Annotated in this window: 17 protein-coding genes; 2 read left to right on the forward strand and 15 right to left on the reverse strand. The window is 45.6% G+C overall.

The window, feature by feature from the left end; all coding sequences use genetic code 11:
- Positions 1-117: 117 nt before the first annotated feature.
- The 5 genes from OCV70_RS12605 to OCV70_RS12625 form a co-directional block, all read right to left on the reverse strand.
- On the reverse strand, positions 118-1347 hold the full coding sequence (locus OCV70_RS12605) for a type I restriction endonuclease subunit R, EcoR124 family (RefSeq protein ID WP_117853924.1): 1230 nt from the start codon (positions 1345-1347) through the stop codon (positions 118-120).
- Entirely contained in the window at positions 1325-1609 is a 285-nt protein-coding gene (locus OCV70_RS12610; protein ID WP_021926034.1) for a Fic family protein, read from the reverse strand. Before OCV70_RS12610 ends, OCV70_RS12605 begins: the two co-directional genes overlap by 23 nt.
- Before the next feature lie 339 nt (positions 1610-1948).
- Positions 1949-2191, reverse strand: coding sequence for a hypothetical protein (locus OCV70_RS12615; protein ID WP_021926033.1), 243 nt, complete (start codon positions 2189-2191; stop codon positions 1949-1951).
- 142 nt (positions 2192-2333) lie between these two features.
- A complete protein-coding gene (locus tag OCV70_RS12620) occupies positions 2334-3293 on the reverse strand; it encodes a hypothetical protein (RefSeq protein ID WP_173766303.1) in 960 nt (319 codons plus the stop codon).
- A gap of 445 nt (positions 3294-3738) precedes the next feature.
- Complete coding sequence (locus OCV70_RS12625; RefSeq protein ID WP_173766349.1) at positions 3739-4527, reverse strand: sirohydrochlorin cobaltochelatase; 789 nt, start codon at positions 4525-4527, stop codon at positions 3739-3741.
- Between the two features lie 287 nt (positions 4528-4814).
- Between OCV70_RS12625 and OCV70_RS12630 the strand changes: the two genes are divergently transcribed.
- Entirely contained in the window at positions 4815-5594 is a 780-nt protein-coding gene (locus OCV70_RS12630; RefSeq protein WP_173766305.1) for an inositol monophosphatase family protein, read from the forward strand.
- 244 nt (positions 5595-5838) lie between these two features.
- Here OCV70_RS12630 and OCV70_RS12635 read toward each other — a convergent pair whose 3' ends face one another.
- Together OCV70_RS12635 and OCV70_RS12640 are read right to left on the reverse strand one after the other, a co-directional pair.
- Positions 5839-6480: a TIGR04100 family radical SAM protein gene (locus OCV70_RS12635; protein WP_262579732.1), complete on the reverse strand. Its 642-nt coding sequence runs from the start codon at positions 6478-6480 to the stop codon at positions 5839-5841.
- Between the two features lie 15 nt (positions 6481-6495).
- Complete coding sequence (locus OCV70_RS12640) at positions 6496-7395, reverse strand: pyridoxamine kinase (RefSeq protein WP_243176790.1); 900 nt, start codon at positions 7393-7395, stop codon at positions 6496-6498.
- A gap of 153 nt (positions 7396-7548) precedes the next feature.
- On the opposite strand from OCV70_RS12640, the gene pdxR reads away from it, so the two are divergent.
- Complete coding sequence (gene pdxR / locus OCV70_RS12645) at positions 7549-8877, forward strand: MocR-like pyridoxine biosynthesis transcription factor PdxR (RefSeq protein WP_262579733.1); 1329 nt, start codon at positions 7549-7551, stop codon at positions 8875-8877.
- A gap of 69 nt (positions 8878-8946) precedes the next feature.
- On the opposite strand, the gene OCV70_RS12650 is transcribed toward pdxR, so the two are convergent.
- The 8 genes from OCV70_RS12650 to OCV70_RS12685 all read right to left on the reverse strand — a co-directional run bounded on the left by OCV70_RS12650 (position 8947) and on the right by OCV70_RS12685 (position 18870).
- Positions 8947-9588 (reverse strand): precorrin-8X methylmutase, encoded by a 642-nt coding sequence (locus OCV70_RS12650; RefSeq protein ID WP_173766311.1) that lies wholly within the window; start codon positions 9586-9588, stop codon positions 8947-8949.
- Positions 9589-9590: 2 nt separating this feature from the next.
- Positions 9591-11099 carry a cobyric acid synthase gene (locus tag OCV70_RS12655; protein ID WP_173766313.1) on the reverse strand — a complete coding sequence of 503 codons (1509 nt, stop codon included), beginning with the start codon at positions 11097-11099 and terminating at the stop codon, positions 9591-9593.
- 57 nt (positions 11100-11156) lie between these two features.
- Positions 11157-12197 carry a pyridoxal phosphate-dependent aminotransferase gene (locus OCV70_RS12660; protein WP_173766316.1) on the reverse strand — a complete coding sequence of 347 codons (1041 nt, stop codon included), beginning with the start codon at positions 12195-12197 and terminating at the stop codon, positions 11157-11159.
- Between the two features lie 66 nt (positions 12198-12263).
- Positions 12264-13235, reverse strand: coding sequence for an adenosylcobinamide-phosphate synthase CbiB (gene cbiB, locus OCV70_RS12665; protein ID WP_173766318.1), 972 nt, complete (start codon positions 13233-13235; stop codon positions 12264-12266).
- A 114-nt stretch (positions 13236-13349) separates the two neighbouring features.
- Positions 13350-14885 carry a cobyrinate a,c-diamide synthase gene (locus tag OCV70_RS12670; protein ID WP_416795314.1) on the reverse strand — a complete coding sequence of 512 codons (1536 nt, stop codon included), beginning with the start codon at positions 14883-14885 and terminating at the stop codon, positions 13350-13352.
- Between the two features lie 8 nt (positions 14886-14893).
- Entirely contained in the window at positions 14894-16876 is a 1983-nt protein-coding gene (gene cobK, locus OCV70_RS12675) for a precorrin-6A reductase (RefSeq protein WP_173766320.1), read from the reverse strand.
- The gene (gene cobJ, locus OCV70_RS12680) at positions 16869-17609 is read right to left on the reverse strand and encodes a precorrin-3B C(17)-methyltransferase (protein ID WP_021926019.1); all 741 of its coding nucleotides are present in this window, start codon (positions 17607-17609) and stop codon (positions 16869-16871) included. Before cobJ ends, cobK begins: the two co-directional genes overlap by 8 nt.
- Positions 17602-18870 (reverse strand): cobalt-precorrin 5A hydrolase, encoded by a 1269-nt coding sequence (locus tag OCV70_RS12685; RefSeq protein WP_173766322.1) that lies wholly within the window; start codon positions 18868-18870, stop codon positions 17602-17604. The genes cobJ and OCV70_RS12685 overlap by 8 nt, the downstream gene beginning before the upstream one ends.
- Positions 18871-18873: the final 3 nt, after the last annotated feature.

Genomic DNA, 18873 nt, shown 5'->3' on the forward strand with positions numbered 1-18873 from the left:
CAGAGCAGAATGAATAAAAACGGGCCTGCGCTGACGTCCATTGCCTATTTTACTAATTCAGCCCGATATTGTCAAATAAAACCGGGAAAAAGAGTTCCCGGTTTTATTGACAATATGTTATGGCTGTTTTCCGTATGGTGTTTTTGGTTCTGCTGCCATCGACAGCGTTTCCTGACCGCTCAAGTTATATGTCACCGGCTTATGCTCTGGCTCAGTAAAGTTAGATGAACCACCGATACCGAAATACTTTTCAAAGAAATTTTTCAGCTTGTCAATGACGCCTTGTTTCTTCTTGGCTCTTCCGCCACCGCCAAAACGGGAAAGCGGCGGCATGAGTTTATCGATATCTGTTCCAGCTGTTTTGATTTCTCCGTCACGGAACGCATTCTCCATAAACTTCCGTGTGTCTTCCGGCTTCAGCCTTTCTTCTGTAATGATTGCATTAAGGTCCTGATCACGCTGTTCTACTACAAACTCGTGCCACTCATTCAGAACATCATCTACGTCATTAATTCCTGCAATAAAATTTTCAATGAGCTTTTTCTTGCTGCGCAGTTCCGGGCTGGCCTCAATTGCCTTATTGATGTTTATCAGCACTTCCTTATCTTCACAATGGGTATCATGGTACTTTTTTACAAGCATGAGAATATAATCGATGTTAATTTCTATCTGACGAATCAGTTCAATCTCAAATACCACATCATCTGTAATATCTGTACTTTTCTGACGCTTACGCTTCCACTCATCACGTAAATCCTGATAACGTCCAAGGTAATCCTGTAGATCACGCTCGGAAATCTGCTCATTTCCCTTGAACTCATCAAAGGAAAGCAGAAGGTTCCTCATACGAAGAATCGCACCGAACAAAGCAATAAAGTCTTTCTGATTCTGTTCTCCGATAATTTGTGATTCTGACAATGGAAACTTATTTTTTAAGTCTCTCATCATATCCACATATCCTGGCATTGGTTTCCCGTCTACAGATTCGTAACCGTAATAATAATCCTTAAAACTCTGCAGCAGAACAATACCTCCGGCATTCTTGTCTCCAAACAGAGAAATGGCACTATCTACACGCTTTTGCAAACTTCGGAAACACACAATATTTCCAAAGGTCTTGATAGAATTCAAAATACGGTTAGTACGGGAAAACGCCTGTATCAGTCCATGCATTTTCAAGTTCTTATCCACCCACAGCGTATTCATAGTTGTGGCATCGAAACCTGTGAGAAACATATTTACTACAATCAGAATATCCAATTCTTTATTCTTCATGCGAAGTGACACATCTTTATAATAATTCTGAAATTTATCACTCGATGTATCATAAATGTTCATAGGCCACATAGGCATTCTTTACTTCCTGAATTTCTTTTTGTGCGCCTAACACAGCCTTACCATTAATAACATCTCGAACCTGTCCCAAAGTTAGTGAGTTCGCTTCAATTTTCAGCGAGGAATGAATGGATCTGATTTTATTGTTTCTTCTCAAATGCGGTTTTGCTTCCAGATTTCCGGTTGCAGTTATCCGCCCTATTTTTTCTGAAATCGACGATACATACGATAATATTTTATTCGTTATAGTAAAAGGCGGTTTGTATTCTCCCATGTAAACACCTCCATCATCTTGAGTATTATCTTACGTATTATCTTACGTATTATCTTCCTCTATTATACGGATTTTATAAAAAAATTCAATCTGCTTAACAAATGAAATTCATAATTTTTCAAATTTAATACACCAGTTTACAACTTTATAAGTGATAGACTTGCTGACTAATCAACTGTTTTAAAGCCTTTGCCATAGCATTTGATTTTTTACGCACATCTAATTAGATTTCGTGTGTAAAATTATTGTGTTTAAACCTATATACTAAAAATATTCTCGATGTATATAACCATATTATCCACTGATATAAGTTACAGAATATCCTCAACGTCACAGGTTCTATCCGAATACTCTTTTTAACAATTCCACAACATCCTCATTTTTCAGCATATATCTTTTCAAAGAATTCTGATCAAATGGTTCTTGCTCCAATAAGTTAATCAAACTATGTATATCAGTATTTACCGCTATTGGCAACTCTTCCACTTTTTCAAGCATAAGTTCTGAAGCAATGCGCAAAACATCTTTTTTATGCTTCTTAATATCACTGGAATCAACTTTTTCACCTAAATCTTTTCGCATTTTCAAATCAAGATACGCTTTTGCTTTAAAAAGAATTATATATTCTGTTCTTAGGACAGAGAGTCCATTAGAATATCACAGGCAGCGCCACCTATTAAGACATACTGTTCTTCATAATCTACAAAGTACTTCCGAAATGTGTCTAATCCTTTGACCATACATATTCCTCCAACATCTTATTAATAGAAAGATCAACCCGTTCCTCTTCTTGTTCCTCTCCCGTCTGTGACAATGCTACACTCAAAGGATCCTGCAATCCTTTTCCACAAAAATCAATAAAATATCCCAATTCCAAAACGACACAGCCAATTTCTTCCAGTTTACCTGCTTGTTTTTCCATTTTCACTCCACTGGCTTTCAGTTCTTTCTTCGTTACTGCATAGGTAGGATAAACATTATCGGACAAAAGAGAATACTCACACAAAGCAGAAATACCTGCTTTCTTTTCAAGTTTCATATCTTCTCTCAGAATAAATCTTCGAATGACTGGATCTCTTAATATATGTTCAATCTGCAGCCATAATTCTTTTCGGTCATCTGGAATCTCGATGACTCTTGATTTACTTTTCATACCTAACACGCCAACATTTAAATATTCCAACTCATCAAAACATCGGCTTGCAGATTTTGTTGACACTCCCAATCTTTTCGCTGCATCAGATACTTTCACTCCATTCCAGCGTTCATAAATAGCTGTCAGAAGCATTTTTTGCGTCAGAAATGATATCAAATGAACTGGTGCCAGCTCTCTTTCATTTGCCTTACTCAACAAATATCCAATAAACGGGAGAAATACCTGCTTCCCATCTATTACAAACGGAATTCCTTCTTCCATCAGCTTTTCTTTTATATAGAATGTCGTTCGGTCAAGAAATATTGCACAGTTTAACCCTGTGATTTTTTCTACACTAGCTCTGTCTCTTCGCAGCAGGACAAGTCCAACGTCATCTTTTGGATGAAGAGCCATCCACAATACACCATTCGTCTCTACTTTAAAAATATCATATCTTCCACGATATACTAATGGGAGCTTTTTATATAACTCTTTATTCTCCATCATTATTACATTTTGCCGTAATGATTCTTCCAGAAATTTTTTCATATCAATCACCTTTTTATAAATGTGACTATTTTTACGTCACATTTATAATTTATCATATATTGTTCTATTTTTCAAGAAACAAACGGTCTCGTTAAAGGTAATTTCTTCAGAATCCTTCTTTCGCTTTTACTCCCAACCGTTCCATCATCTTGCGTATTATCTTACGTATTATCTTCCTCTACTATACCGCTTTTATTTCAATTCAATTTTGATGTAATTTGTGCAACAACCTACTGCGCAAATTCTTGATTCGAATTATCGACAATAAATATACATATTTCAATTATTTTATTTTTGCCGATACGATTAACTTCTGCCAAAAAGACTGGATACCGCATCTTATGGAGCAGCATCCAGTCTCATTTATTTTCTTCTTATTGCAGAAAATAGCATAGCCCGCACTACGCGATCTTCTGCGTCTGCTTATCCCTGAAGGATTTTAGATTTATTTCGCAGCTTTTGCGTGCTCCACGAAAATATGGCGGATGCTTTCGTATTCGCCCAGGCCTTTGAGGACGGTTTGTACTTCATAACCTTTCTGGCTGATGATGGTTTTCCAGGAATCTGGCTCATCGCCGGCCATGTCGTTCTTGGCATGGTCTCCTGCAACAATCATAAGAGGGGCAATTACCACTTTTTTGGGTCCGCATTTTTCTAACTGCTTTAATACCTGGGAAATTTCCGGGTAGCCTTCTACAGTTCCCACGATCACATTTTCATGTCCCATGTCCTTAAATCTGTAGTCAAGGGCTGCATAAACTGCGTTGGCGTAGTGCTCGGTTCCATGACCCATAAGCACCAGTGCAGTTTCTTTATCCTCAATTGCCGGGAATGCCTCTGCAATTGCTTTTACTACAAGTTCATTGTCCTCTTCAGTAGTCAGAAGAGGGGTGCCAAAGGTCACGGACTGGAACTGACCTGCATATGTAAGGACGTCCTCTTTCATAAGGTCATTTTCCACACCGTTCATTACGTGGGTTGGCTGAACGATTACATCTGTGATGCCGTCCTTTAACATATGTTCCATGGCTTCTTTTACATTGTCATAATGAATGCCGTCTCTTTTTTCCAGTCTGGCAAGAATCATTTTGCTGGTCCATGCCCGGTAAAGACTGCAGTCCGCAAATGCTGCTTTCAAGTCTTCCTCAATGGCATCGATTGTTACTTTTCGGGTATCGCTGTGGCTGGTTCCGAAGCTCACTGCGAGAATTGCTTTTTTGGCTGTTTCGCCCATTTTCATTTCCTCCATAATTCCCATCATTTTCATACATGGTCCTGCCGCTTACAGGCGCCATGCCCATTTCGTAACGATTAAATGCCTCCGCGTATTCCTGAAATTCGATATTTTCAGACAAATTTTATTATAACTTACCCTGTATGCTGAGTAAAGAAAATTTTTTATAAGCCCAAGTACAGCGAATATTAAGTAACCGCTATATTGACGCAGAAACTTAATTTTCGCTGTACTGGTTGCCCGGCGAGAACATTTATGGTAAATTCTATCTGGAGGTGTACAGACTTATGACAGAAAATCAGAACAAAATAATAGAACTTGTAAAGCAGACCAAACCCCTGATTTTTCAGGAAATGACCCATGAGAAGGTGACGGAAAAAGGGGCTGCGGATTATGTGACAAATGTAGATGTGGCAGTTCAGAATTTCCTGAAGGACGCCCTTGCCAAAGAGTTTCCGGATATTGCGTTAATTGCCGAGGAAAAGGAAAACCTTGGTCTGGACCCGGCGAAATCCTACTGGATTCTGGATCCCATTGACGGAACTACCAACCTGATACGGGACTATCATCTCAGCGCAGTGTCCCTGGGACTTTATGAAAAGGGGGAAATTACCTTCGGAGTTGTTTACAATCCGTTTACAGAAGAACTTTTCTGCGGGGCAAAGGGAGAAGGGGCATTTTTAAATGGAGTGCCGATCCACGTTTCGGACCAGCCGGAATTTAAAGATGCGGTGGTTTCCTTTGGATCTTCCCCTTATGAAAAAAACCGGGCGAAGGATCTGTTCCCGGTATTTTATAATGTATTTATGAACTGCGCGGATTTCAGGAGAACCGGATCTGCTGCTCTTGACCTCTGCTATGTGGCTTGCGGCAGACAGCACGCCTTTCTGGAGCAGAATTTAAAGCCATGGGATTACAGCGGGGCTACGGTCATTCTAAAAGAAGCAGGCGGCACCATCTCTGACTGGAAAAATGAGAAGCTGCCTTATCTTGCCAATGCGGACATTCTGGCCTGCGTACCCCAATTTCGGGAAATACTGTTTCAGTTAATTGAACACAAATATTGATCTGCAAAAACTTTTTCCCGAATGAAAGCACTGTAGTAAACTGCACAGGTCGAGTTCAGACAATATATACCACAAAGCAGATCATGCAGATTTTCCAAAGATATATGCAATTTATCAATATAACAAACTCTCCGTCATTGTAAAAAGGCGGAGAGTTTGTCATAAACAACCATGTTCTCTATGAGCCGCATCACTCTAAAATATGCCCCAAAAGGCCTATGGTACTTTTTGTGGCAAATTGAAATTATTCCGCCGTGTACTCTCTTACCCGCAGCGGGATTCCCATCTTTTCTGCCACTTTGCGGCTTTTCTCGATGTTCTCTTCGCCAATGCAGTCTACTACTGTAAATTTCACATTTTCCGTATACTTCTTGCAGTCTGCGGCAAATTTCAGCATTGCATCAAAGGCTTTCTCCCCGTATGCCGGGCGGACTACTTCATTGTAGGATTTGGCATCGGGCATGTTCAGGCTGATGGAAACTACATCTACTGCGGAACAGACTTCTTTTGCAATGGAGCGCTTATTGATCAGGTCACCAAGGCCGTTTGTATTCAGGCGAAGCTTGATTCCTGCACAGGGATTCCCGTCCCGGTCAAGATGTGCCGGATATTTTCTTCGCATGTACTCGCTGACTGCAATCAGCTTGTCCAGTGCCATGGTTGGTTCTCCGTAGCCGCAGAAGACAGCTTCTTTATATCCTGAGAAATCAAATGCATCGATTGCCTTGTAAATTTCCTCCATAGTTGGCTCTTTGTCAAACCATAACGTCTTTGCCTCTCCCACAGAATCCCCGTTATTTCGGATACAGAAAGTACAGTTGCAGGGACATTTATTCGTCAGATTAAAATACACCTCATCATTATAACAATATACAATATCAGCCATGATATACACACCTTTCTATTTCTTTTTACACAATTCCCCAAGATATTTCTCAAAGCAAACCCCATCGTTCCGGTCGGTTCCCTCTTTTACGGTTTCTGAAATTGCTTTGGAGAGAAAATCCACTGCCAGTTTCACGCAGTCCATCATGGACATTCCCCGCACCAGGCCTGCACTTAAAATGGAAGCGAACAAATCTCCGGTTCCGGAATAGCTGCTGCCCTCTTTCCTGGCAAAATACCAGGAGAGCACACCATTTTCCACTACCAGATTTCCCATCTGGGTTTGCACTTCCTCTGTACCTGCCTTCACTGCCTGGGTTTCTTTTTCATATTCAATCCCGGTAATTACTGCTGCCTGCAGATGAAAGCGCTCCGCCAGCTCTTCCCCGATTTTCCCAATCTGCTCCAGGCGTTTCTCCCCTGCCAGGGCCATCAGGGATGCATATCTTTTTTCCATCTCTGACTTTCCGTCCAGCAAAAGCAACGCTTCCGTAAGGTTTGGCGTGATCACCTGGGCACAGCTTACCAACTGAAGCATTTTTTCCCGAAGCCCTTCTGTGTAAATTCCATAAGCGCTGCCGTTGTCTCCCATTACCGGGTCCACCAGCACCATGGTCTCCGGGCTTCGAAATCTTCTGAAAAAGTCCAGGATCTTGTCTGCCTGTTTCTCGTCTGCCAGAAATCCGGTATAAATCCCGTCTGGGGCAAACCCAAGCTTCTCCCATTCATCCATGACTTTTTCCATATGATCGGTATAGTCACAGGCATAGTAGGACGGGTAACCAGTCTGGTTGCTGAGAACTGCCGTGGGAAGAGGGACTGCCTGCACGCCCATTACCGAGATTACGGGAATGGCGGCTGTCAGAGAACATTTCCCAAGCCCGGACAAATCCTGAATCACTGCTATTTTCTTCAAATCTATCACTCCTGCAAAGATGTTAGCTGCTATCCCCTTGATCATGAGCAGCAGATTCTAACATCTTGTAAATTTTATGTTTATATTGTAGAATAACACTTAAGTGTATGTACAGAAATATCCAAATTAAACTTTTTTCGAGGGGACAGTTTTATGTTAGACATTGCAAAAGACCAGAATCGCACCACACATCTTTACATGGAGGTTTATGAATATTACAAAAAGCTGATTCTGGATAGGAAAATGGCTCCGGGCAGCAAAATGCCTTCTCTTCGCAAATGCTCCCAGGAGCTGAAGCTTTCCCGCACCACCATTGAGACCGCCTATCTGCAGCTTGCCGCAGACGGCTATATTATGGCAAAGGCCCAGAGCGGCTACTACGTAACGGAGATCGCATCTCACCACCATATGAGCAGTCAGCCGGACAGACGGGATGAAATCCACTACCGCTATGACCTTGCCTCCTCCGGCGTTGACCGGGAAAGCTTCCGCTTCGATCTGTGGAGCCGTTATATGAAAAGCGCCCTTCGCCAGGATGAGCGCATGCTCACTTACGGAGAGCCCCAGGGGGAGACGGATTTCCGGGAAGCGCTGGCTGCTTATATCCGGGAGCGCCGGAACATTCTGTGTTCCCCGGATGACATTGTGGTAGGTGCCAGCTTCCAGAGTCTTCTGCAGATTCTGTGCCCGCTGATCCGGGAAGTATATCCGAATTTCGAACAGGTATCCTTTCCCACACCTTCTTTTGTCCATGGAAGTACTGTTTTTGCGGATTACGGCTATGAAATCCACTATCGGAATAAAGACTGCGATGTGGTTTATGTTTCCCCGGCGCATATGACCAAGTGGGGCGAGATCATGCCGGTAAAACGCCGTCTGGAGCTTTTGAAATATGCAGATGAGCGGCATCATCTTGTAATTGAGGATGATTTTGAAAATGAGTTCGTGTATTTTCAGAAGCCTACTCCTTCCCTGTTCGGACTTTCCGGAGGGCAAGGCGTGGTTTATATTGGCTCTTTTTCCAGGCTTCTGCTGCCCTCCATCCGAATCAGCTTTATGATTTTGCCGCCAGAGCTTCTTGCCGCCTACCGAAAAAAAGCCTCCTTTTATAATCAGACCGCTTCCAAGGCAGAGCAGATCGCTTTGTGCCAGTTTATCCGGGACGGCCATCTTGCAGCCCAGACCAGAAGGCTGAAACGGCTTTACGCTTCCAAATTAAAGCAGCTTCGAAGCGCGATCCGGCAGGTGTTCGGCTCAGTCTGTCAGATCCAGGCGGGCTCTGCCGGAACCAGTCTTGCTCTTACCCTGCCCTGCGAAAAAAACGGGGAAGAATTAAAAAAGCAGGCCCGTGTGAAAGGCCTGCGTCTGCAGATTCTAAAAGAAACCGAATCAGAGGTAACGGTTCTGATGTCCTGCTCTTCTATGGCAGTACAGGATTTCGTTCCCGCATGTGAATTACTGAAATCGATTGTCACTGCCTGAAATTCACTTTATATAAACAGCGTATGATCTGACAGGCTGTCCTTAACAAATCATACGCTCTAAGCTCAATTACCTCCGATTATTATCGATCATATACAGCAGCGCATTGCAGATACATGCCGCAATGTTGGATCCGCCTTTGCGTCCTCTTGCTACAATATAAGGCACATCCGTATGCATGATCAGCTCCTTGGACTGTACCACATTCACAAAGCCTACTGGCACGCCGATGATCAGCTCCGGATTCAGCTTTCCGTCCTCTATCAACTCATAAAGCCGAACCAGTGCAGTAGGCGCATTTCCGATGGCAAAGATTAGCTTCTTATTCAGCCCTGCCGCTTTATCCATGCTGGCTGTGGCACGGGTGGAACCATTTTCCTTTGCGATTTTTGCCACATCTTCATCGGACATAAAACAATAAACCTCGCCGCCGTATCTGGCAAGAGCACGCTTATTGATTCCCGCTTTTGCCATCTGGGTATCCGTTACAATGCAGGCGCCGTCCTTGATTGCCTGGATTGCTTTCTCCACTGCATTTTCAGAAAAGCAGAGGTTCTTCGCATAATCAAAATCCGCGCTTGTGTGGATACAGCGCTTTACCACCAGCTCCGTTCCCGGAATCAGAGGGGTATCTCCAAGCTCCTCTGTGATAATCTCAAAGCTTCTTTTCTCTATGTCCATTGGCTTTACATTTTCAAGTTCTACCTTCATTTTTATACCCCCTCTTCCAAAATCTGATAAATTTTCTTCATATCCAAATGCTTCCGAAGCTCTGCCGCCAGAATATCATACTGGGTTTCCTTAAACGCCTGGAAATCCATTCCGGTCATTTCGGATACATCCAGTCCTTTCTTTTCCCCGATGATGTGAACGATTGCCTCTGCCACAGCTTCCTTGTCAAAAACACCGTGGACGTAGGTTCCGCACACATTGTCAAGATGGGCTCCGTCGGCTTTTTGCTCCCCTGTCACGCTGTCACAGATGGCAGTGGATGGCTTCGCCGCTCCTTTCAGAACGGTCTCGCCCATGTGGATCTCATAGCCCTCCAGCGCAGTGCCGCTAAGCTTTGCAAAAGCTCCATCCAATTCTCCGAAGGTACCCTCCACCCGGGTCCTTGTTTTCTTTTCAGCAAAAACAGTGTCCATTGGAAGAAGTCCCATTCCTTTTATGGTACCGCCGGCTTCCACCCCATGAGGATCGCTTAAGCTCTCTCCCATCATCTGATAGCCGCCGCAGATTCCGAAAATCAGCTTGCCTCTTGCGGCTTCTTTCAGGATCAGCGCTTCCAGCCCGTTTTCCCGCATCCACAGAAGGTCTTCCATAGTGTTTTTGGTTCCGGGCAAAATGATCATGTCCGGATTGCCAAGCTCAGAAGGATTTTTCACATAGCGAAGGGAAACGCCCGGAATGCTCTCCAGAGGATTGAAATCCGTGAAGTTGGAAATTCTTGGCACACGGATTACCGCAATGTCAATCAGATCCACAGAGCGTTTGGTCTCAAAACGCTCTGTCAGGCTGTCCTCATCCTCCACCTGAATGTTCAGATAAGGTGCCACCCCAACCACCGGAATGCCGCTTCTTTCCTCCAGCATATCCACGCCGGGATCCAGAATGGTTTTGTCTCCGCGGAATTTGTTGATGATCAGGCCTTTTACCATCTTTTTCTCATCTTCTTCCAGCAGCATAACTGTTCCGATCAGCTGGGCAAAAACACCGCCTCTGTCAATGTCGCCTACCAGCAGCACTGGAGCCTTGGCCATTTTCGCCATTCCCATGTTTACGATATCATCACTTTTCAGGTTGATTTCCGCAGGGCTTCCTGCTCCTTCTATAACAATAATATCATTTTCTGTTGCAAGGGCATTGTACGCCTTCATAATGTCTGGCACCAGTTTCTTTTTGTATTTGAAATAGTCTCTGGCGCTCATGTTTCCCAGGACCTCGCCGTTTACGATCACCTGGGAACCCACATCGTTGGTGGGCTTCAAAAGAATGGGATTCATCAGAACGGATGGGGCAATTCCTGCGGCTTCCGCCTGCATCACCTGGGCCCGTCCCATTTCCAGCCCTTCTTTTGTGATAAAGGAATTCAGTGCCATGTTCTGGGATTTAAAGGGTGCCACCCGATATCCATCCTGCTTGAAAATTCTGCAAAGCCCTGCTGCCAGAAGGCTTTTTCCTGCATTGGACATGGTACCCTGCACCATAATTGCTTTTGCCAAAATGTGTTCCTCCCCCTGAATATGTAAGTTATACTTCATCTAAATCATGTAAAAAAATCATTTCTGTAATTCTCTCAACGCCCGGATCAGCTGCTGGTTGTCCTGGTGATTCTTCACTGCCACCCGGTAATACCCTTTGGAAAGTCCGGTGTAGTTGCTGCAGTCCCGAATGAGGATCTTCTTCTGTTCCAGCTGGTCATAGAGATTTTCCGGGCCTTCAAAGAAAACGTAGTTCGCCTGTGATAGATAAACCGGATAGCCAAGCTCCGTCAGCTCCTTTTTCAGGTAGGCAAGCTCCTCAAAGGTGATCCGTCTTCCTTCTTCCACATATTCTTTTTCCTTCAAAGCTGCCAGGCCGGCTGCCTGTGCTATAGAAGAGACATTCCATGGCTGGCTCATGCTTTCCATTTTTTCCAGAAGGGCACGATTCCCGCAAAGCCCGTAACCAAGTCTTACTCCCGCCATGGCGTAGCGCTTGGTAAAAGCCTTGAAAAGGAACAGGTTCTGATGGCTTTCCAGATGTTCCTTCAGAGTATATGCCTCCGGCGCTTCCACAAAATCCAGGAAGCACTCATCCACTGCCATAAAAATTCCAAGCTGCTGGCAGCGGTCCAGGATTTTTTCCAGAAGAGGCTTTTCTACCAGAAGGCCTGTGGGATTGTTGGGATTGCACAGGAAAATAATGTCCACATCCGGGGTCAGCGCCTGGAGAAAGCTTTCATCCAGGGCAAACTGTTTTGCCTTTTCCAGAGGAAAATATTCCACCTCACAGTCCACGCTGTACAGCGCCTGCTGATACTCTGCAAAGGTGGGAGCCGGCACCAGGGCTTTCTTTGGATTTACCGCCCGGCAAAGGGAAAAGATCACCTCTGCTGCGCCGTTTCCGCAGATTACCTGCTCCGGTTTGGTGTGTTCGTATTCTGCAATGGCTTCTTTGAGGGGAGCGCAGCCAACCTGGGGATAGTCACCGATGTGATCCAGGCTTTCTATAATGGCTTTTTTGATTCCCTCCGGGGTGCCAAGGGGATTGCAGTTTGCTGAGAAGTCGATGCACCCCTGGTGATGGTAGACATCACCGCCATGTATGTGTTTTTCCATTTTTGTTTCTCCGTTAGACAGCAGACTTGTTGCTTGTCTGCATATTTATATATTGATATCCTTGCTTTATATTCCAGCATACAGCCATACCAGCATGCGCACGCCCCAGAACAGGATTGCGCCTGCAATACAGGTTGCGTAAAGCAGTCGGTTCGAGCGGAGAATATCCTCGATTTCCACTGGACGGATAGGGTCTCCTATGGTTGGTTTTTCATATAATTTGCCGAAATAATAGGCGTTTCCCGCAAGCTGCACATCCAGGGCCCCTGCCATAGCAGCCTCTGTCTGGGCAGAGTTGGGGCTGGCGTGATTCCGGCGATCCCTTCTATAGATTTTCACTGCATTTTTGGTGTCCATTCCCACAAAAACAGTGGACAGGGCCATAAGCCAGCCGGAAGTCCTGGCCGGAATATAGTTGGCCACATCGTCCAGCTTTGCGGCGCATCTTCCAAAATACAGGTATTTGTCGTTTTTGTAACCCAGCATGGAATCCATAGTGTTGATTCCCTTGTAAAGAAACATAAGAGGGATTCCACCGATCGCCATATAAAGCATGGGGGCAATGATTCCATCGGAAGAGTTTTCCGCAACGGTCTCCACCGCAGCTTTAGTAACTCCCACCTCTGTAAGGGACTGGGTATCCCGGCCCACGATCATAGAAACAGCATAGCGGGCTTCCTCAATGGTTCCGTTTTTCAGACGGTCGTATACCTTCATGCTCTCATCTTTTAAGGATCTGGTTGCAAGCAGCTGTCCGCACCAGAAGGTTTCCAGCACAAAGCCTGCCCAGAAGTTCCATCCATAAAGCAGATGGATGATGCCAAAAGGAACCAGAAATGTGATCAGGCACACAAGGATGACTTCCAGAACACCGCCTGCCAGCTCTCCTTTTTCTGATTTTGGAAAAACCTTCCGGATTCCTTTTTCCAGTACGCTGATCAGTTTTCCGATGAGGCATACCGGGTGGTACAGCCATCTTGGATCGCCCATAAGCAGATCCAGAAGAAACCCTGCCGGGAGGGTGAATAATCGTATCATGTTTGTTGCTCCTTCATTCCACCTGTGTTCCAGGCGATATTTTCTGCAAAGTAAGTCCTGCAATTGTTCAAACATTTATGCACGAACTTTCCCTGTTTTCATCTGCTGCATTCTTCAATCATTGGATCTGCCAGACAAACGATACTCTAAGCATTTCTTTAGGAATGCCTGTGGGATTTTTGGGTTTGCGTAGTAATAAAGATGAGGAAAACCTGCCAGCAGGCGGTCTGATCCGTGTATGCAGTCCCAGCCTCTTTTGCTGTGAGGCTTTGATGCGTGAAAGGCGGTGCCGCAGTTTTCCGAATCAAAATAGTGGAATTCGTGCGCCGGGCTGCTTCCAAAGTCTGTCTCCCCCAGAACAAGCGGTTCATTTTGAGTTAAAGTAATATAGCCAAATCTTGTAAGCTTTGGCGTGCGCCAGACTTTGCCGGGAATCACACCTGTCATCTGGTAAAATTTTCCGTCCATGCCTTCCATCTGGTCGTGAAGATACATGAATCCGCCGCACTCTGCAAGACAAGGCATTCCGCCTTTTATGGCTTCAGCGATTTCCTCACGCATAAACTTATTTTCTTCTAACGCCTGTGTATTCAGCTCCGGATAGCCGCCATAGAGAAGCAGTCCGTCCAGATTTTCCGGCAGATGAGCATCATGTATCGGGGAAAACGGCACCAACTCTGCCCCCATCGCACGAAGCAAATCTAAGTTGTCCTCATAGAAAAAACAGAATGCTTCGTCTTTAGCAAGACCAATTCGAAGCTTTTTCGAACTTTTCCATTTTAATACCTCTTTTACAGAAGAGAGGGACGACTGCTTCGTGTTCTCCGCTGCCGATAGAGCAACAGAATTCTGTGTACATTTTTCTGGCTCTGATGCCATAATCGATGCCCTTGTCTTCTCTTCCTCTAACGGCTCATAAGAAAGCTCCGGTGCCTCTTTGGCCAGCTGTATAATCGCCTCTATATCCAGACTTTTCTCCAGTACGTCTGCCAGCTTCAGAAGACGCTGCTTCAACTCTGGAATTTCCTCCGGCAGCACCAGGCCAAGATGGCGGCTTTCGATCACACAATCCTCTACTTTTGGCACATAGCCAAGAGCTTTGATTCCCAGTTCCTCTTCCACCAGCTTTTTCATTCTGGGGTAAAGCATAGGGGACATCTGATTGAAAATCACACCCTTTATGCGGCTGTCTTTTTTGTATTCCATAAAACCCTTTATGTAGGCAGCGAGGGAAACACTCATTCCCTTGCTGTTTACGATCAGAATTACCGGAGTATCCGTAACCCGCGCCAGATCATAGGCGCTTGCCTGTGTGGTGGTTCCGGCAACTCCATCGTAAAATCCCATAACCCCTTCCATCACCGCCATTTCACAGTCTGCACTGTTTTTGGCAAGAAGAGATCTGGTGATCTCTTCCCCTGTGAAAAAGGTATCCAGATTCCGGGATTTGGTTCCAATGACCTGGGTGTGGAACATAGGGTCAATATAATCCGGTCCGCATTTAAAAGAGACTGTTTTGATTCTCCGGTTTACAAGCACCTGCAGAAGTCCGCAGGTCAGAAGGGTTTTCCCGCTCCCGCTGGCTCCTGCCGCAAGCATAATCCTTGGTATTGTTTTTAGCACGTCATTGCCCTCCTGCTTACTTCTCATATAAAAAATTACTTTCGCATTTTCGGATTCTGACAGGTAATAATATAAATCGGGTTCTCTCCCATCATCAGATGGTAGCGGCCGATTTCTTTGGATCTGGAAGCAGCAAGCTGCACTACCTCGCGCTGCTGGAAACCGTACTCTTTCAGCACATCCAAAGCTTCGCTGATAGTTTCCAGGGTAATACAGTTGATTACAATCCGCACCTGTGGATTTTTTCCAAGAAGCAGTGCTACGATCTCCTTCAAATTACCGGAAGAGCCTCCGATAAATGCATGGGTAGGCGCAGGCAGATTCTCAAGTGCCTGAGGTGCCTCTCCCTTTATAATTTCCAGATTGTCCACTGCAAATTTCTGTTTGTTCTCTTCCAGAAGAGCGGCTGCCTCCTCTTTTTTCTCGATGGCAAACACCTGTCCCTGGTCTGCCCGAAGAGCCATTTCCACAGACACAGAACCAGTTCCCGCGCCAACATCGTAGCAGATGGAATCCTCTGTAAGGCGAAGCTTGGAAAGAGAAACGCTTCGCACTTCTTCCTTTGTCATAGGGGCTTTTCCGCGGATAAATTCCTCGTCAGGGATTCCATGAGTAGAAAGGGCCGGCTCCGGGTTTTCATGAAAAGCACAGACAACGCTAAGAGGCTGTCCCTCATAGTTTGTCAGCTCTTCTGCTTTTTTTACAAAAATCTTCTCATCGGGATAGGAAAGATTCTCGCCTACATAGAGACGAACCTCGCCCATATGATACTTCACAAGCTTCCCTGCCAGCTCTGCCACTGCAGTGCCGGTTCCAAGAATGGAAAATACCTTCTGGTTATGGCGGATCATGGAAATCAGATTGCAATGTTTACCGTGGGCGCTGGTGATCTTCGCGTCATCCCAGGAAAGCCCGATCTCGGACATGAAGTATACTACAGAAGAAATTCCGCAAATTACCTCCACGTTAGATTCCCTACCGCCAAGTGCCGTCAGCAGCTTCCTGGCTCCGCTGTAAAATCCCACATCACCGGAAAGAGCGATCACAACCTTCTCATATTCCGGATGATTCCGTATATAATCCGCGATCACATCGCTGCGGTATTCATATACCACTGCCTGTCTCGGCTCCCGAACGGCATCTGCCATCCGCTTTGCGCCAATAATCAGATCCGCGCTTTTCGCCGCTTTTTTTCCCTGAACAGTAAGAGTTTCCTGGCTTCCCATGCCGATTCCAAGCAAAGTAATATGAGGCTTCACGGTAAATCCGAAATACTCTGCCAGCATATGCCTGCACTCTGCCACAGAAAGTCCCTCTTCCTTCAGAGGACGTCCAATAATTACCGGAACAGTTCCGCAGGAAAGGGCCGCATCAATTTTCTCCTGAAAGCCTCCTGCTTTTCCGGTATCCTTTGTAACCAGATATTTGCAGTCAAACTGGCGCAGCATGGCAGCATTTAATTCCATAGAAAAAGGACCCTGCATGCCGATGAGATGCTTTCCCTCAAAGCCGTAGCCTTTGCAGGTTTCCATCACAGAGGGCAGGGAAAGGACACGGGCATAAATGCGCTCTCCAGCATCAGAAAGTGCGGTGTATTTTCCCAGCTCCTTGCTTCCGGTTGTAAGAAGGATATTGCCCTCTGTCCCCTCCAAAAATTCAATGGCAGCCTGGGTATCCGGCACATAAACGGCCTGGTCCTGATAGGCTCCAGCCTCCCGCAGCACACGCCTGTACTCCAAACCTGTGTTCTGGCAGGCTGTGCGGATATTTTCCGTAACCTCTGCAGCGTAAGGATGGGTTGCGTCCAGAACCATTTCCGGCTTTTTCTCATTTAGAAGTGCTTCCATTTCCGGCTCTGTCAGGCGCCCGGCGTGGATTTTCAGATATTCGTTCTCTTTTAATGATTTGCTGCCGTAGTCGGTAGCCACGCATGCAAGCACATGGATCTGATGTTCTGCCAGAAAATTACTGATATCACATCCCTCTGTTGTGCCTGCAAATACAATGATTTCAGACATCCCTGTATCCTCTTGGAGTAACCATTTTGCCTTTGATGTTGCGAGTCTGGGAATTGCCGATGAATACGGTAGTGAACATGTCTACCTGAGTATCCTTCAGTTCGTCCAGGGTCATGATCTGGGAAGATTCCCCTTCTCTTCCAATATTTTTCACAATGCCGCATACAGTATCCGGGGACTTGTGCTGCAGCATCAGCTCGCATGCTTTTTTCAGATAGTCGTGTCTCTTATGGCTGGACGGGTTGTAAAGGCAGATCACAAAATCCGCCTCCGATGCCAGAAGAAGGCGTTTTTCAATTTTTTCCCATGGGGTAAGAAGGTCGCTTAAGCTGATCAGGCAGAAATCGTGGATCAAAGGTGCGCCAAGGACTGCTGCGCCGCCTGTAGCTGCAGTAACGCCTGCTACTACCTCGATATCAACATCCGGATAATTGGCTCCTACCTCGTACATCAGGCCAGCCATTCCGTATACGCCTGCATCTCCGCTGCAGATCATGGAAACGGTCTGTCCATTCATTGCCTCGTCAAAGGCCATGACACAGCGGTCTACCTCTTTTCTCATAGGAGTGGTAAGGAAGGATTTGCCCGCAAAATGATCCTTTACCAGATCAATATATACGGTGTAGCCCACGATCACATCACTTTTTTCAAGGGCTGCCACTGCTGCTCCTGTCATTCCCTCATAGGAGCCGGGGCCAATGCCCACTACGTAAATTTTCTTCTCTTTATTCAAAATGTATCCTCCAATCTGCAAGGACAAGGGCGGCTGTCACGCCGTCTGCTGCCTGTTTTCTCTGGATCAGGCGGCAATGTTCCCCACCTCGCCTGGTACCTGGTTTTGTCTGGTTTCGTTCTGGAATCCTACCGGTATTCAAACAGATTCTATCCTGCGCCGCCTTTAATGCGCTTCTCTCGCACACGTTGTCAACGCCTACCGTCCTGCTCACAAAGGAAGAGGCTGTAAATTCCCCCTTCACAGCAAGAAGCTCTTCACTAGAAAAAGTCTCAAATGGGATTCCCATTTTTTCTGCCAGGGCCAGAAGTCCTGGTTCTTCTTTTTTGATATCAATACTGGCAAGACAGGCCACGGCCTGGGGATAAATCTGATTTTCCTCAAGGCAGGTAAACGCGGCCTTTTCCACTGCCTGCGCTTCTTTATTTTTGCGGCAGCCCATTCCCAGAGCCACGGCCTGGGGTACTACATGAGTAGTGGAAAGAAATGGAGTACAGTTTTTATGTATGGTGACGGCAATTCCTACCTTAGGAAACAGATCAGATGCCGATTCTAGCTTTGCTTCCATCGCTGCCAAATCTGTTTCAGAACTAATTTCATTCCTTGTCTCTGGTTCCTGTTTTCCCGATTTTATCTGGTTATCATTCTGGACATTGGTTCCGGGTTCATTTTCTGAAATCCAGTTTTCATCCCTAAGTCCGCAGCAATTCACCAGCCCATCCGGCAATTCGCCTTCCCAGGGAAATTCACTGTAAAATCCTACTTTCTCCCCTGCAAGCAAAGCTGCTGACACTTCTTTGGCTTCTTTCATACGGAAAATATGGCAGTTGTTTTTCTTTGCAAAAACATCTACGGCAAATTTCCCTTCCAGATCCGTGGCAGTGGTCACAATAGGAACTGCATGCAAAGCCTCTGCCGCCTGCAATGCCAGCTCATTAGCACCTCCAAGATGTCCGGATAACAGGGAAATCACAAATTTCCCGCATTCGTCTGTCACCAGGACCGCCGGGTCCGTTTTTTTGCTGGCTACATAGGGGGCAATACTGCGCACTGCAATTCCTGTGGCTCCAATGAAAATAATTCCATCCGCACTCTCAAACTGCTTTCCTGCCCATTCCTTTGTACTCTCTTTTATGGACTCCGGAATGTACTTGCTCTTCGTATACAGGGAAACTGCATGCTCCTGTTCTTCCAGTGCTTTTTTCAGTTTTTCTCCGGTCTGCTGCCCGGTCAGGGTGAAACATATTATGGAAATCTTCATCTT

The sequence above is a fragment of the Blautia acetigignens genome (assembly GCF_025566865.1).
GTDB lineage: Bacteria > Bacillota > Clostridia > Lachnospirales > Lachnospiraceae > Blautia_A > Blautia_A acetigignens.